Origin of the sequence: Bacillus sp. FSL W8-0116 (assembly GCF_038003825.1) — a bacterium.
Taxonomy (GTDB): domain Bacteria; phylum Bacillota; class Bacilli; order Bacillales; family DSM-4216; genus Bacillus_O; species Bacillus_O smithii.
Genome location: NZ_JBBOPY010000001.1, coordinates 120097 through 135928 on the forward strand (window position 1 = coordinate 120097; position 15832 = coordinate 135928).

At 39.2% G+C, this 15832-nt stretch carries 12 protein-coding genes and 1 other annotated feature (1 of these 13 cut by a window edge); of the genes, 10 read left to right on the plus strand and 2 right to left on the minus strand.

Annotated features, from left to right (window positions below):
• Nucleotides 1–44 precede the first annotated feature (44 nt).
• Entirely contained in the window at nt 45–257 is a 213-nt protein-coding gene (locus N1I86_RS00515) for a YneF family protein (protein WP_003352953.1), read from the plus strand.
• Nucleotides 258–705: 448 nt separating this feature from the next.
• Entirely contained in the window at nt 706–1035 is a 330-nt protein-coding gene (gene csaA / locus N1I86_RS00520) for a chaperone CsaA (RefSeq protein WP_003352952.1), read from the plus strand.
• Nucleotides 1036–1263: 228 nt separating this feature from the next.
• Here csaA and N1I86_RS00525 read toward each other — a convergent pair whose 3' ends face one another.
• Nucleotides 1264–2445 (minus strand): MFS transporter, encoded by a 1182-nt coding sequence (locus N1I86_RS00525; RefSeq protein WP_341094397.1) that lies wholly within the window; start codon nt 2443–2445, stop codon nt 1264–1266.
• 136 nt (nt 2446–2581) lie between these two features.
• On the opposite strand from N1I86_RS00525, the gene N1I86_RS00530 reads away from it, so the two are divergent.
• The 3 genes from N1I86_RS00530 (at nt 2582) to N1I86_RS00540 (ending at nt 5156) form a co-directional block, all read left to right on the plus strand.
• Complete coding sequence (locus N1I86_RS00530) at nt 2582–3493, plus strand: LysR substrate-binding domain-containing protein (RefSeq protein ID WP_341094400.1); 912 nt, start codon at nt 2582–2584, stop codon at nt 3491–3493.
• A 197-nt stretch (nt 3494–3690) separates the two neighbouring features.
• The gene (locus tag N1I86_RS00535; RefSeq protein WP_341094402.1) at nt 3691–4398 is read left to right on the plus strand and encodes a cytochrome c biogenesis protein CcdA; all 708 of its coding nucleotides are present in this window, start codon (nt 3691–3693) and stop codon (nt 4396–4398) included.
• A 269-nt stretch (nt 4399–4667) separates the two neighbouring features.
• On the plus strand, nt 4668–5156 hold the full coding sequence (locus N1I86_RS00540; RefSeq protein WP_003352948.1) for a CcdC family protein: 489 nt from the start codon (nt 4668–4670) through the stop codon (nt 5154–5156).
• 96 nt (nt 5157–5252) lie between these two features.
• Here N1I86_RS00540 and N1I86_RS00545 read toward each other — a convergent pair whose 3' ends face one another.
• On the minus strand, nt 5253–5678 hold the full coding sequence (locus tag N1I86_RS00545) for a DUF2621 domain-containing protein (RefSeq protein ID WP_003352947.1): 426 nt from the start codon (nt 5676–5678) through the stop codon (nt 5253–5255).
• Nucleotides 5679–5950: 272 nt separating this feature from the next.
• Here N1I86_RS00545 and N1I86_RS00550 point away from each other — a divergent pair, with 272 nt between their 5' ends.
• The 5 genes from N1I86_RS00550 to ald all read left to right on the plus strand — a co-directional run bounded on the left by N1I86_RS00550 (nt 5951) and on the right by ald (nt 15368).
• Complete coding sequence (locus N1I86_RS00550) at nt 5951–7090, plus strand: exonuclease SbcCD subunit D (protein WP_341094404.1); 1140 nt, start codon at nt 5951–5953, stop codon at nt 7088–7090.
• 2 nt (nt 7091–7092) lie between these two features.
• The gene (locus tag N1I86_RS00555) at nt 7093–10224 is read left to right on the plus strand and encodes an SMC family ATPase (protein WP_341094406.1); all 3132 of its coding nucleotides are present in this window, start codon (nt 7093–7095) and stop codon (nt 10222–10224) included.
• A gap of 288 nt (nt 10225–10512) precedes the next feature.
• Nucleotides 10513–12603: a heavy metal translocating P-type ATPase gene (locus tag N1I86_RS00560; RefSeq protein WP_341094408.1), complete on the plus strand. Its 2091-nt coding sequence runs from the start codon at nt 10513–10515 to the stop codon at nt 12601–12603.
• 299 nt (nt 12604–12902) lie between these two features.
• Nucleotides 12903–13490 carry an SCO family protein gene (locus N1I86_RS00565; RefSeq protein WP_003352942.1) on the plus strand — a complete coding sequence of 196 codons (588 nt, stop codon included), beginning with the start codon at nt 12903–12905 and terminating at the stop codon, nt 13488–13490.
• Between the two features lie 765 nt (nt 13491–14255).
• Nucleotides 14256–15368, plus strand: a complete 1113-nt coding sequence (gene ald, locus N1I86_RS00570; protein WP_003352941.1) for an alanine dehydrogenase — start codon at nt 14256–14258, stop codon at nt 15366–15368.
• Between the two features lie 262 nt (nt 15369–15630).
• Nucleotides 15631–15832 (plus strand) — a binding site (T-box leader) (it continues 18 nt past the right edge of the window).

A 15832-nucleotide genomic window follows, 5' to 3' on the forward strand; every position in this document is an offset into this window, starting at 1 on the left:
TCCTTTAGTACACTCTTATTAGACAACATGAAGGAGGAAGTACTATGTGGTATGTGCTAGTTGGAGTTCTGGCGTTGCTCGCCGGAGTTGCGCTAGGATTTTTTATTGCACGCAAATACATGATGGATTATTTAAAGAAAAACCCACCTATCAATGAACAAATGCTTCGAATGATGATGATGCAAATGGGGATGAAACCATCTCAAAAGAAAATTAATCAAATGATGAACGCGATGAACAAACAGTTTAAACAATAAATGCTTTGAACATCTAAAGGATTTCTGTATTATTGAGTTCACGTTCAAGTGAATTTCAAAATTTAAGAGCATCAATTGGTTAATTTTTCCTGTTTAAGTAAAGACTATTCTTTTCTATGGAAACGTGACCAAAGAAAGGAGTAGTCTTTTTTATTTATTTGGTATAAGCAAACCCATAGATTGTAAACTGTCTAGCAAGCTGCAATCGGTCGCATTTCCGGATAAATCATGATTCTTTCAAATGTGAATGGTGTTTAGATTCGTTCGGGTCTTTACCGCAGATTTTACGTGTTTTCCTAGACAGGGCGAGACAGCTATGCTACTCTTTTTGTTATCAGATTATTTCGACTTAACTCCCTCGTTTTTCCTTCGACCTTTGGGTTTTGATCGTTCCTATTTAAGTAAAGTCTCTAATCACTCTTTTTTATAAAAAATGGGAGGTCTTATCATGGCGACAATAGAGGATTTTTTGAAGTTAGATATTCGTATTGGTACGATCATTGAGGCAGAATCTTTTCCAGAGGCACGAAAACCCGCTATAAAATTAGAAATTGATTTTGGTGAATTGGGTATTAAACGTTCATCAGCCCAAATTACAAAGAGATATGAACCGGAACAGCTTATTGGACGTCAAGTAGTCGCAGTAGTAAACTTTCCCGCCAGACGAATTGCAGGTTTTAAATCGGAGGTTTTGGTGCTTGGTGGTATTCCGGAAGAAGGGGATGTGGTACTCTTAAAACCGGATGAGCCTGTTAAAAATGGTACACCGATTGCCTAAGACGTTCGAGCGGCAGAATGTTCAAACAAGCATCATTTTTGTGGAACACAATCGGAAATGAATAGTTGAAAACATTCAAAGTAAGCCACCCAGGAACATCCGGTGGCTATTCGTTTGATTTGAAAAGCTTCCTTCTATACTTTGATTTTACGACATCTTGCTATAAGAATATTTTTTCCGTTTCCTGAAAAGTGCAAACAGAGATTCTTTTTTATTAATCCATATTTGTTACAAATCCAGGTGGTTATTCTTTCTTTTCGCATATTTCCTATATTTTTTATTACTTGATATAATTCCCCATTGCCCTAGTAAAGTGACTAACACAAGACAACCGGCAGCAAACGGAAGTTGAGAAGGTGTCAATCCTGATAGCATTGCAAATCCAAAAAGAGCGGAACCTACAGCGCTACCTAAATAATTGGCGGAACTATTTAATGCAACAGAAGCGGCACCATGATTCGGATGCAATTGAAGTAATGCATGTTGCTGTGGCGTTTGTGAAGCCCACCCCATCGCTCCCCAAAGAATGAAAGGAAGGTAAGAAAGTGAAGGAAGTTTCAGACCAAATGGCAGACTGAACATGGCGAAAGCCATAGTGGCTAGAATACCGGTCATAAGTATGTCTGGCCGTCCTGTTCGATCGATTAGAGCACCAATGGAAAAGCTCCCAACAACGCCACCGATCCCCCATGCCCAAAGATAGGGTGTGATGAATTGAATGTCTGCCACATTTTGCAATATGGATGCAGTATACGTGTAGAGACCTAAGCTGGCAGTGCTGGTCAAAAAAGTGATACTAATAATTGCCGCAATCCGTCCATTTGCTATCATGGCAACACGTTGACGAAGTGATGGTGGAGACGAAGCTGGAAAACTTGGAAACCATATCATGATTCCAAACATGGCAACAAGACCTAAAATAGTAATAAACCAAAGAGTTGCATGCCAATCGAGATGTTCAGCAATGATCAATCCAAGCGGAACTCCTACAACGGTTCCTGTGCTCATGCCGCCTAGCATCATACCCAGAGCTCGACCGCGTTTCTTTTTGGAAACGAGGGAAGCAGCAGCAGTTGCGGCCAAAGGGGAATAAAGACCAGCTCCAATTCCTGCAACTGCACGAGCTATAAGCAGCATGGAGAAACTCGAAGCTATTGCACTAGCCCCATTTCCTAATGAGAAAACTGCTAGTGCCCATACTAAGATTCTGCGTATTGATTTTCCGGACAACAATGTTGCAAAAATGGGTGCAGCTAATGCATAACAAAGTGTGAAGACACTTACCGCTTGTCCCGTTTGTGATGCGCTTATTCTAAGCGTTTTCCCGATATCCGGCAACAAACCAGCTATTACATAGGCGTCAAATCCAAGAGTGAACATACCTATTGTGAGGAGAAGAATTTGTCGCATACTAACCTCCATTTTCATTGAATCATTCTTTTTGAATGGAACCTTCGTAATTTCACTTTACAAGAATCATTTTTATACGTCTAATATATATTTAAAGATACATTAATACATAATAAGTATTAATAAGGAGAGGAAAGTGTTGGAACTACGACATTTAAAATATTTCGTAACAGTAGCTGAAGAATTACATTTTGGAAAAGCTGCTGCTCGTTTAAATATGGCACAGCCCCCGCTAAGTTCTCAAATTCGCCAATTAGAAGAAGAAATAGGAGTGCCGCTTTTCCATAGAACGAAAAGGAAGGTAGAGTTAACAAAAGAAGGGCAGGTGTTTTTAGAAAAAGTTTATCTGATTTTGAAGAATTTAGAGGACGCAATTGAAACAGTCAGAATGGTGAACCGTGGTGAGATCGGAGAAATAGCAATCGGTTTCATCTCATCCGCATCCTATGATATTCTTCCAGCCATTATTCAGCATTATCGAAAAAAATACCCTAATATTCATATTGATTTACAACAGTTAACGACAGAAGAACAAGTGAAAGCTTTACACGAAGGACGTATTGATGTGGGCATACTATGTCATCCTATTGAAAATGACAACGTACTTTTTGAAGTCATTCGACAAGAGCCTATGGTGATCGCTTTACCAAAGGATCATCCACTAGCACGCGAAACATCTTCGATCAATCTTAACGATTTATCCAATGATCCATTCATAGTGACGGGAAGAAAGGCAAATCAGAGACATTATGATACATTGATAAAATTATGTTATCAGGCAGGATTTAGTCCAAAGGTAGTGCAAGAAACAAAAGAATTATCTACGGTTCTATCGCTTGTTTCATCGGGAATGGGCGTTGCTCTTGTACCAGCTTCCATACAAAGCATTTTTAAAAATAAAGTCATTTATCATAACATTCGGAATCATCCATATACTACGACCGCTCTTGCTTGGAAAAGCGGCAATCTATCCCCGACAGTACGTGCCTTTATTGAACTAGTGAAAAAATCTATCATCCCGCTAATGAATCAGTGTGATTGTGAATAATTTCTTTTTGTTTAAGCAAACATTTTGCTGATGATATAATCCGGAAGAAAGAAAAAAATGGATGTTAGGATGCGAAAAGTTTTCTTAATAGTTTCTTGAAACTCGATCAGCTTGCCACAAAATGTTCAAATTTTCAGGCGGAAATTTCGTCTGCGTCTCTGCTAAAATGGAAGAACGAAAGAAAGGGAGTGGAACGATTGACCGATGTAAATGGGCTGCTGGCTTTTGGAGCGGGGTTTTTAAGTTTTATTTCTCCCTGCTGTCTGCCTTTATATCCTGCTTTTTTATCCTATATAACAGGAATGAGTGTCAATGAGTTAAAAACAGAAAACGCGATGTTGCAAAAGAGAAGTTTGCTCCATACTTTCTTTTTTTTAGTCGGATTTTCTGCTATTTTTATTTCACTTGGATTTGCCACTTCCTTTGTTGGATCCTTTTTTCGCAACTATCAAGATCTCATCCGACAAATTGGCGCTTTATGCATTATTTTTTTGGGTTTGATCGTAGCCGGCCTATTGAAACCCGAATTTTTCATGAAGGAGCGGCGCTTTCAATTTAAAAACCGTCCTTCTGGCTACTTAGGCTCCATCTTGATAGGGATGGCTTTTGCCGCCGGCTGGACGCCATGTACGGGCCCCATTTTAATGTCTGTCATCGCTTTAGCAGCCTCCAATCCGGAATCTGGATTCCTTTATATGTCTGCCTATACGCTTGGTTTCGCTATTCCGTTTTTTATTTTGTCATTCTTTATCGGCAGATTGAAATGGATGCGGACACATAGTGGATGGATCGTCAAAGTGGGTGGATATTTGATGATTTTGATGGGAGTGCTCTTGTTTTTTGACTGGTTGACGAAAATCATCATGGTGTTTAATCAGCTATTTGGTACGTTTCAAGGATTTTAGCCCCAAAATGGTGCCGTTTTAATAAATATCATTTCGAAAACGATTCATCGTTCTTGAAAAGAGGTATTAAAAAAGAATGAATTGAAAAATAAGGTAATTTTTTGTTTTCATCATCAAAATGTTATATAATAGTTCGTGCAAATCTCCATTCATAAAAAAATTTCTTATCGACAAACTGAAAGAAATGGAGCGTGTGAATCAAAACCGATCATTGTTCATATAGTTTGTACGAAAAAAACGTTTTAAAAATTTGAAAAAAGGTGATTCAGATGTGGTTAATCGCTTCATCTATCTTTGCTGTAGTGATGGGTGTTTCCGTCATCATGATTCGATTAAAAGCAGCTAAAAAGCCAACATCCGTTAAGAAAATCATTTTGCCGCCGATTTTTATGAGCACTGGCAGTTTGATGTATTTGTTTCCGCAATTTCGGATAACACCAATGGAAATGCTGGAATCCATTATGCTTGGAATGCTTTGTTCCATTATTTTAATTAAAACGTCGAGATTTGAAATTCGTGATAATGAAATTTATTTAAAACGATCAAAAGCTTTCGTTTATATTTTAGTGACGCTTTTAATTGTGCGATTGATCGTAAAAGCCATTTTAAGTACTACTATTCATGTAGGTCAGCTGAGCGGAATGTTCTTCTTGCTGGCATTTTCGATGATTGTTCCTTGGAGAATTGCGATGTACATTCAGTATAAAAAGATGCTGAATCAATTAAACGATGGCCCCATTCAAACGAATAGCCTGTAAAAAGAGAATTTTGTTCGATGAATTTTTCTGTTAAAGTTTATACAAAAAAGAGGCTGGCTCTATTCAATCCTGATAGAGCCAGCCTTTCCTCTATGTTCAAAAGAAATGTTCGTACTTTGATAAATCCACATTCATTGCCGTCAGCTTTTTTCTTAAAAATTTGTGATCTCTTTTTGGAGTGGCCATGATATAACCCCGAATAATTAAGTCCATGTTCATCCGTTCGGCTTGTTCATTTAAAGCAAGTTCTCCGATTTTGCCGGCAATTTTATGACGGGCGACATCACGAAACAGTTCAGGAACCGGACTGACAAGCTCTTCCAAAATGGCTTTATGGGTGTCATCCCATAAATGGCGTGTCTTCTCTACATAATATTCTTCCCAGTCCATGTCGGATTTACCGTCCGCTTTCGGAAGCCGTTTCAAAAATTTGCGAAACATGAAAAAACCGCCGATGGAAATGGTTATAATCAAAAAGATTCCCCACAGCAAAATAAAATAAGAAAACCAGCCGACAAGCATAGACTACCTCCGTCATTCGAACATTGATTGATATCATTATAGACAAAGAATGGAAAAACTACAACTTTTCTCCTCCATTAAGAGAGTTCGTTCACTCCTTCTGAGAGAATGGCGGAAAGAAATTTTGTTATAATGAAATCAATGAAACTCGTATGAATATTAGAGGCAAAAACGACTGTGAGAAAGAAACATTTTTACCCGCTATCAAACACAATTAAGAGCGGACGTTTTTATTTCTTTGGAGTTATAACGAGGAAAAGGTGATCGATATCATGAAATTGATTCATACTGCCGATTGGCACTTAGGAAAGCTTGTTCACGGAATTTATATGACAGAACAGCAGAGAGAAGTGTTAAGGCAATTTGTTCAATTAGTAGAAAGAGAACAGCCGGATGCCGTATTGATCGCTGGCGATTTATATGACCGATCCGTTCCGCCGACAGAGGCGGTCGAACTGTTAAACGAAGTGTTATACCAACTCAATGTTGAATTAAAAGTGCCGGTACTCGCTATTTCCGGTAATCATGACAGCGCTGAACGTCTTTCATTTGGTTCATCTTGGTTCCGGCGCAGTCAGTTTTATTTAAAGGGAAAACTCACAACGGATTTTACGCCTGTTCGGATAGAAGGGGTTAATTTTTATTTAATTCCTTACAGCGAACCTGGAATCGTGAGGGAATTATTGGGTGATGATTCGATACATACGCATGAAGACGCCATGAAAGCGATCATCGGAGAAATTGAAAAACAATTAAATCCGAATGAGATCAATATTTTAATAGGTCATGCTTTCGTTCTTGGAGGGAAAACGACGGACTCAGAAAGGACGTTAGCTGTCGGCGGCTCTGGTTGTATTTCTGCAGATGTATTTTCTCCGTTCCATTATACCGCTCTTGGACATTTGCACAGTCCAAACGCTCTTTCTCATCAAACCATTCGCTATTCTGGATCATTGTTGAAATATTCGTTTTCAGAAGCGAATCAAAAGAAAAGTGTAACGATCATCGAATTGGATGACAACGGACAGTTTGAGATCAGAGAAGAAAAACTGACTCCAAAACTCGATTTAAGAGAATTGGAAGGATATCTTGATGAACTGCTTGATCCTGCTTTTTATCAACAGCAAAAAACGGATGATTACTTAAAAATTACCCTGTTGGATGAAGGAGCATTAATTGACCCAATTGGGAAATTGCGAAAAGTATATCCTAATGTTCTCCATTTAGAGAGAAAAGTAGATTTTTTGGACGAAAGAAGGAAAGAACAATATTTTATTATGAAAGAAAAAGAAGTATCAGAATTAGAGTTGTTTCAGCGCTTTTATGAACAGATGACTACTAGACCGTTTACAGATGAGAAAAGATCCATAATGAAAACCATTATAGAAAGCGTCAAAAAGGAGGTGCTGTGACCATGAGGCCTCTTCGGCTCACTTTACAAGCGTTTGGACCGTACGCGGGAAAAGAAGTGATTGATTTCACGAAATTGGGAAACAGAACCATGTTTGTGATAACCGGGAAAACAGGAGCAGGGAAAACAACGATTTTTGACGGCATTTGTTTTGCTATTTATGGAAAGGCGAGCGGAGAAGATCGGAGCGGAACCGATCTTCGCAGCCATTTTGCCGATCCAGAGACTTTGACGGAAGTTTCTTTATTGTTTTCGCTGCGTGGACAAACTTATTACATAGTCCGATCGCCTCAGCAAGAAAAGAAGAAAGCAAGAGGAGACGGTATGACGACGGTAAATGCTAAGGCAGAGCTTTACCGTATAACAGATCAAGGGGAGAAACAAATCATTGCTTCCAATGTTCGGGAAACGGAGGAGAAGATCAAAGAATTAATCCAGCTGGATGCCCATCAGTTTCGACAAATTTTGATGATTCCCCAAGGAGAATTTCGCAAGCTGCTTGTTTCGGACAGCAAAGAGAAAGAAGCGATTTTGCAGAAATTGTTTCATACAGAAATGTATAAAAAAATTGAAGAAAAATTAAAAGAAGAAGCGGACCAGCTAAAATCAATCGTTCAGCAGAGAAAACAGGAACAAGAACGGCTGTTAAAAAGCATTCGCACTCAAAACAGCGAACTTCTTGAAGCACTTCATCAGGAAATAGTGGATCCACAACGCATATTAGACCTACTTTCATCGGAGTTAAAAGAGTGGAGAAGCCAATATGAGTCGATTAAAAGTGAAATTTCGGACAAGCAAGTGCAATGTGATCAGCTGAAAGAACAAATCACGCAAGGAAAAGCGATCCTTGATCAATTTACTTTAAAGCGCCAGTTGGAAGAAGAAAAAACAAAGCTTGAACGTCAAATCGAAGAAGTGGAAAAACAGCAATTGGAAGTCGAAAGAGCGAAAAAAGCGGCCAAATTGGATCAACAAGAAAATCAGTGTCGACGCTTGCATGCTGAAATTCAAGAATTAGAAAAGCGAAAACAAATATTTCAGAACCAACTAGCGGAAATAGAGCCTCAGCTGGCAGCAGCTCAAAAGAATTGGGAAGAAGAACAAGCGAAAGAAGAAGAGAGAAAAAGAGCGGTAGAAGCAGTGAGTCGTTTAAAAGCCCTTGAAAACGATATCCAATCGTATGAAGAAGAAACGATTGCTCTCGATAAGATGGAGGCCCAATGGAAAGAGCTGCAACAAGAGAAACAAACCTATTCAGATCAATTGGAAAAAATCGAAGAAAGGTTAGAACAAAAAAATACTTTGCTGAGTGAACTCGAACAAACGAAATTAGCCCTATTACAGCGTGAACGTTTGATCGAAAAAACAGAAAGGATTGTCAATCGGCTGTTAAAGTATCAAGATGAACAACATCGAAAAGAGCGTATCCTTTCAGCATTAACGGTGGCTAATGAGCAGCTTCAGGCAACCGAAAGAGCGCTTCTTGATGCAAAAGCGACCGTTCGGCATTTAGAAAAAGAGTGGTTTGATGGACAAGCGGGAATATTGGCTCAAAACCTGCAAGAACATGAGCCTTGCCCTGTTTGCGGATCTGTTCACCACCCTGCTCCGGCGCAATATAAACAGGAATTACCTTCCGAAGAAGATCTGAACTCCGCGAAAGAAAAGGCTGCTGAGGTAGAACAGCGCAAACAAGAAGCGGAAAGAAGATTCTTTCAACTACAACTCGAAATGAAAACGATCGAAAACTCAAAAGAAGAAATTCAAAAGGAACTAGAAAACCTTTTTCCGAATTTCTCGGAGGAGTCTTTATCATCCGATATCCGTTCGCAGCAATCTAGTTTACAAGAGTTGAAACTTCGGCAGCAGCAGGATAAAAAAGCTCTACTAAAAGAACAAGAGCTGAAAACCGAAGCAGAGCAATTGACAGTCGAAAAACAACAAGTGGAAAATGCTCTGGAAAAATGCTTGGAAACTGTAGATGAAATCGAAAAGCAAATGATGATGAAACGAGCCAATATTGAACGAATGAACACACAAATACCAGAGAATTTGCGTTCAAAGTCGGCGTTTCAAAAAGCTTTGCAAGAGCGGATCCAGTATCAGGAATCTTTGCAAAAGTCTTATGACGAGGCTCAAAAACGATATCAAGAACTGAACATGAGTATGGTAAAATTACAATCCCGTGTGGAGGAAGTTACCAATACATTATTAGAAAAAACGAAACAGTTGGACTTGGAAAGAAATACATTTAAACAGATGCTGAAAGAAAAAGGATTTCCCGATTATCGGCATTACGAAAAGGCCAAACGAACAGAAGAGGAAATCAAAATGCTGGAAAATACCATCCAGGAATTTTGGGAACGATATCGCTATGTCTCTTCTCGTATGGATGAACTTGAACGAGTGTTAGCAGGTATCCAAATTCCCGATTTGAATCGTTTCAATCAAAAATTAAACGAAATAATGGAAGAACTAGCCCAACTGGATGAAAAAAGAACTTCCACTCTTTTAACGATCCAAAATAATGAGATGATTTATCAAAACGTGACGGACATTAACAAAGAACTGGAGCAACTGGAAGAACAATACAAAACATTTGGCCATCTTTATGAAATAACAAAGGGACAAAATCCGCACAGGCTCACATTTGAACGGTATGTATTAGCTGCATTTCTTGATGATATTTTGCTGTCAGCCAATGAAAGACTGGCAAAAATGACGGGTGGAAGGTACCGGATGCTGCGGAAAAGAGATCGATCAAAAGGCAATGTCCAAAGTGGATTGGAATTATTGATTTACGATCAATATACAGGGCAGACGCGCCATGTAAAGACGCTATCAGGCGGTGAAAGTTTTAAAGCGTCTTTATCACTTGCATTAGGCATGGCGGATGTTGTTCAAAGCTATGCCGGCGGAATTTCTCTTGAAACGATGTTTATTGACGAAGGATTTGGAACACTGGATCCTGAATCTTTAGATCAAGCGATCGAAGCTTTGATGGATATTCAAGACAGTGGACGTCTGGTCGGAATTATTTCCCATGTGCCTGAATTAAAAGAACGAATCGATGCAAGATTAGAAGTGATTTCAACACAAAACGGAAGTCATACAAAGTTTCATATTTTCTATTAAAATCTCCAAAAAGAGCCTTACTGTTGAATTGAAGTTCTTTTCAGTAAGGCTCCATTGATAGAACGATCATTCCTGTTTAGAATGAATGGATCAACACCGTTCATCCATTCAAAATAACCGAGTTTGAGTTGCTGTTTTACATTTTGATTTGGGTGTATTCAGCCCATTTTGATCAGGAGAAAGTTTAAAAAATGATTCTAAGATAGAAGCATATCATTCTATATGAGCATATCATGGTATGCTAAAATAAAAGAAAAATTTGGAACGAATAGATGGGGGTGCCGCATAATGGCGGAGTACCGAATAAAGGGCCTTTCTTGCGCCAACTGTGCACAAGAATTGGAAGAAGAAATTCAAAAACTCCCCCATGGGGAAGATGCAAAAATTTTATATCATACTGGAAAACTACAGATATCGGACCAAATCGATATATCCAAAGTGGAAAAAATTTTGGCCTCAGATGGGGCTTCCATCGTTCAAAATGATAAAGAAAAAGAACATGATCATCAGGACATCGATTCTAATTGGAAGCTTCTCCTTTTTATTTCAACTGTCCTGTATGTTTTGGCGTTGTTAGCAGAAAACAAATCTCCCAGCTACATGCCTGTACTGTTTTATTTAGCCGCAGCTGCCGTTAGTGGACATGAGACGTTTATAAAAGGGATGAAAAATTTATTCCATTTCAAATTTAACATGAATACTTTCATGACCATTGCCTTGATCGGTGCCTTTTGTATTGGTCAGTGGAAAGAAGCTGCATTTGTCGCTATTTTATTTGGATTAAATGAATATTTGGAAGGGCTGGGAATGGAAAAGGCACGCCGCTCCATGGAATCGCTGCTGCGTGCCGCTCCAAAAGAAGCCGTATTGTTGGTGAACGGAGAAGAACGGGTGATCCCGATCGATCAACTGAAGATTGGAGATATCGTTTTGGTGAAATCGGGAGAAAAGATTCCTTCCGATGGAGTGGTCATTGAAGGAAAAAGCTCGGTGAATGAAGCTGCTGTTACAGGAGAGTCTCTGCCAATTGAAAAATCAACAAACGACCCAGTATTTGGAGGAAGCATCAACAACGAGGGCGTATTAAAAGTAAAAGTGACTAAGTTATATAACGATTCCTCTATAGCGAAAATCCTCCGTTTAGTAGAAGAGGCTCAGTCTAAGAAAACGCCGATTGAAACATTTATGGATCGTTTTGCTCAATATTATACTCCGCTGATTTTGCTCATTTCTTTGTTCGTGATCCTTTTTCCTCCTCTCTTTTTGAATTGGGAATGGAAATTCTCGCTATATCAAGGATTAGCCGTCTTAATTGTAGGATGCCCATGTGCTCTTTTGTTGGCTTCTCCAATCGCATTAATCTCAGGGATTACGAGAAATGCTCGAAACGGAATTTTAATGAAAGGCGGCGTGTTTCTAGAACAACTAGGTAAAATCAAAACGATTGCATTGGATAAAACGGGGACATTGACAGCAGGAAAACCGGTTGTCGAAAAAACAATAGTATATGATGACCAATTTTACTTCATTGCGGCATCCGTAGAATCATTATCTGGACACCCTTTAGCTAAAGCTGTTTACGAAGCGGCGTGCAAACAAACAACTCAAAAGGCACAGCCTGAACAAGTCGTTACGCTGCCTGGAAAAGGCGTGAAAGCGGTCATAACCGGAAAATCTTATTTTGTCGGCAATGAAAAAAGCGTCGGTCACCTTCAGCTATCAGAATCTATCCAAAAAGATCTTGAGGATTTGAAAAAACATGGTTATACCATCGTCATGGTCTCTGATGAATCCAAAGTATTTGGGATGATGGGTGTTACCGACCAAATTCGTCCTGAAAGTCACACTCTTGTTTCCAAACTGCACCAAGCCGGCATCAAACAGGTTGTGATGTTAACAGGGGACCATAAAGGAACTGCAGAAAAAGTCGCAAAACAAACTGGAATTCAAGAAGTTTACGCCGGGCTTTTGCCGGACGAGAAACTAGCCGTGATCCAAGAACTATCTAAACATGAAAAAACAGCTATGATTGGAGACGGAATCAATGATGCTCCTGCTCTGGCAGCTGCGGATCTCGGTATTGCGATGGGAAAAGGTTCTGATAGTGCCATTGAAACGGCAGATGTCGTCTTAATGCAAGATCATCTCGGAAAGTTGCCGTCTGCGATTGCAATTTCCAAAAGAGTCAACCGAACCATTCAATTGAATATTGGATTGGCGCTCGGCTTAAAATTGTTGGCACTGCTGCTTACGATTCCCGGCTGGCTGACACTGTGGATTGCCATCATGTCCGACATGGGAGCTACCATCATCATTACCCTCATAAGTTTAAGCATCTTAATGGAAACAAAGAAAGAAAAACAACTAGAAATTAGCTGATGGGGATTCCTTTAGATCCCCCATCTGTTACATTAAATAAGAAACATAACTTAAATCCAATGGAAAGATCTGCTTCGCGGAACTTTATCTCCACACAACACGAAAAAATGATCCTTCCGGTTCATTCATTCCACATAAAGGCATCATCGTTTTAGAGAACCAGCAGCATTGAAAAGATCCATGATATTGAAAATTGCTTCTGCAGATGTTTGCCTAAAAACAGATTGAAAAATAAGCGCTTCATTACCAGAATTTTTTGGATAAAATATCGAAATGATGTTAAAAGAGGAGGATACAACTTGTACACCAAAAAACAGTTTGCCGTTATTTTTTTCATTCTTTTCTTTACTATGACCGGCTGCAGCAATAATGATTTTAAAGGGAACATGAATGATAAAGTACAAAATTTTTCTTATGTGAACCAAAATAATCAAAAAGTAAATTTAAAAGATTTAAAAGGAAAAGTATGGATAGCAGATTTTATTTTTACGAACTGCAAAACGGTCTGTCCTCCTATGACCTATAATTTGACGCAGCTGCAAAAAAAATTAAAAAAAGCAGGTGTTCAAGATTATTTGATTGTCTCTTTCAGTGTGGATCCTACAAAAGACACTCCTCAAAAATTAAAAGAATATATTCATAAGTTTGATGCGGATGAATCTCATTGGCAGCTTTTGACAGGTTATAGCCAAAAAGAAATTCAAAAATTAGCGGAAAAGTCGTTTAAAACCATTGCTGTTCCTCAGCCGAATAGTGATCAAATCATGCATGGGACCAGCTTTTATCTTGTGGATAAGAAAGGGACTGTGGTAAAAAGTTATAGCGGAAATCAAGACGTTCCTTTTGATGAAATTATAAAGGATATAAAGACGTTAAATAAAATGTAGGAAAAAGGCAGATCGGCTTTCAAACAAGCAGACTATCGTTTGAACGAATCGCGATCGTCAACTTGCCTTTTCATCATCGTATTCGCGGGGTCAAAAAATGAATGTGGAAAAAGGCGCTTTTAATGGGGAAATGGGCAGCAATTTCTGTTTTTTTATAGGTAAATGGTGAGAATTCACAATTTTGTTATGGGCAATTTACTGAAAATATAGTAAAATACAATTGTAGTAATTTTTCAAAAAATTTAAAAGGGGTGGTTTTATTGAAGTATGGTGTTTATAAGTTTGGATCTTTTAACGTCATTAAGTGCGATTGTGGTTGGGAAGGTTTACGGGCAGACCTTCGTCAGCAAATTGTAATCTTGGAACAAACGAAACGCGGCGATGTTTTGGATGCGGAAGATATTTATGTTTGTCCAAACTGCTCCACCAGAAAGTATTAAATTCAGTTTGCTAGATCCCTTTTCCCATGTTCTGCGATATTTTCCTGTCTTTTCAAATCTATCCCATTGTTTGTTCATTTCGTTTGAAGATCCCCATGTAAATGGATGCCACACATAGAGAATAAATATTCCCATCTTGTATCGCAGGCTGATTCTGAGTAAGTACCTATCAGAAATGCCTGCTTTTTTCTTTGCTTGCACCTTTTTTATACAATTGATACTATTGAATTACAGAAAAAGTATTTTCAGGTTCATTTTTCCTTCATTTCAATCGTTCACATCTACAGCGTGAATTATGACAAAATAATGGATGGGAGATGTAATGATGATCATAGGCGTACCAAAAGAAGTCAAAAACAATGAAAATCGAGTGGCGATTACTCCTGCGGGTGTTCTTCAATTGGTAAAAGCCGGCCACAAAGTGTTGGTTGAAACAAACGCCGGTTTTGGAAGCGGCTTTACTGATGAAGAATATAAAAATGTAGGGGCAAATATCGTGAAAAACGCATCCGAAGTTTGGGAAAATTCCGAACTCATTCTCAAAGTCAAAGAACCTGTCGAAAGTGAATATCAGTATTTTCGAAAAGATTTGCTTCTTTTTACATATCTTCATTTAGCTGCGGAACCAAAACTGACAAAAGAACTGGTGAAAAGCGGCGTAACGGGAATTGCGTATGAAACGGTCTCTGTCAATAAGACTTTGCCGCTTCTTTCTCCTATGAGCGAAGTGGCAGGACGAATGGCAGCGCAGATCGGAGCACAGTTTCTTGAAAAACAATATGGTGGAAAAGGAGTGCTGCTTGGGGGAGTTCCGGGAGTCAAGAAAAGCAAAGTCACGATTATTGGCGGGGGGATGGTAGGATCGAATGCTGCAAAAATTGCGATAGGTCTCGGTGCGGATGTAACCGTGATTGATTTGAATCCGGATCGTTTACGGGAATTGGAAGTGATGTTTGGCGGCAATATTCAAACGTTAATGTCGAATTCTTATAATATTGCGGAATCTGTAAAAGAATCTGATTTAGTGATAGGAGCGGTACTTATTCCGGGAGCCAAAGCACCAAAACTTGTCACAGAAGAAATGGTCAAGGAAATGTCCAACGGAGCGGTAGTGGTCGATGTCGCCGTCGATCAAGGTGGAATTTTTGAAACAGTGGATCGAGTCACGACACATGACAACCCAACTTATGAAAAATTTGGAGTTGTTCATTACGCTGTTGCCAATATGCCGGGTGCTGTTCCTCGAACTTCGACAATCGCTTTAACGAACGTTACGATCCCTTACGCATTGCAATTGGCCAATAAAGGTTTTAAACAAGCAATTTTGGACAATCCCGCTTTAAAGGCTGGAGTGAATACATTTAAAGGGCAAGTGACTTATGCGTCCGTAGCGCGCGATTTAAATTATAAATATGTTTCTGTAGATGACTTGCTTTAATCTACCGTTCTGAGAATGAACGGTTTTACGAAAAAGACAAGTTTATGGCAATGAGTGAGTCCGGATGCGGATCGCCATATCCGTATAAAGTAGTGAACTTGGTTAAAACCGAATTAAAGACGGAGAATTGCTAAGATTGCCTCACTTTTTAAGGATTTACAGTTGCATTGGTCATCATCGGTTTTAGCGCCCTCATTATGATTAGAAAAGATCTTCTTGACAGCCCGTTTAAATGTGGTGCATAATTTTAAAAAAACAAATGTCAACGGCGATGAAAGGGACTAGTAAACAGATGCTCAGGCGATAGAGAGTGGAATCCGCAGGCTGGAAGATTCCTCGTCTTAGAGGCTGTTGAACCTACCCGGGAGCTCTTGTTATAAAACCAAGCGTTAACCTTCGTTACAGGTTTCAAAGCGGGCATTGATCATTTTGATCCTGCCAATAAAGGTGGTACCGCGGAATCG

Excerpts from the sequence above, each read along its gene's own strand:
- N1I86_RS00515 (WP_003352953.1), top strand. The coding sequence starts at position 45 with ATGTGGTATGTGCTAGTTGGAGTTCTGGCGTTGCTCGCCGGAGTTGCG.
- csaA (WP_003352952.1), top strand. The coding sequence starts at position 706 with ATGGCGACAATAGAGGATTTTTTGAAGTTAGATATTCGTATTGGTACG.
- N1I86_RS00525 (WP_341094397.1), bottom strand. The coding sequence starts at position 2,445 with ATGCGACAAATTCTTCTCCTCACAATAGGTATGTTCACTCTTGGATTT.
- N1I86_RS00540 (WP_003352948.1), top strand. The coding sequence starts at position 4,668 with ATGTGGTTAATCGCTTCATCTATCTTTGCTGTAGTGATGGGTGTTTCC.
- N1I86_RS00545 (WP_003352947.1), bottom strand. The coding sequence starts at position 5,678 with ATGCTTGTCGGCTGGTTTTCTTATTTTATTTTGCTGTGGGGAATCTTT.
- N1I86_RS00550 (WP_341094404.1), top strand. The coding sequence starts at position 5,951 with ATGAAATTGATTCATACTGCCGATTGGCACTTAGGAAAGCTTGTTCAC.
- N1I86_RS00555 (WP_341094406.1), top strand. The coding sequence starts at position 7,093 with ATGAGGCCTCTTCGGCTCACTTTACAAGCGTTTGGACCGTACGCGGGA.
- N1I86_RS00560 (WP_341094408.1), top strand. The coding sequence starts at position 10,513 with ATGGCGGAGTACCGAATAAAGGGCCTTTCTTGCGCCAACTGTGCACAA.
- ald (WP_003352941.1), top strand. The coding sequence starts at position 14,256 with ATGATCATAGGCGTACCAAAAGAAGTCAAAAACAATGAAAATCGAGTG.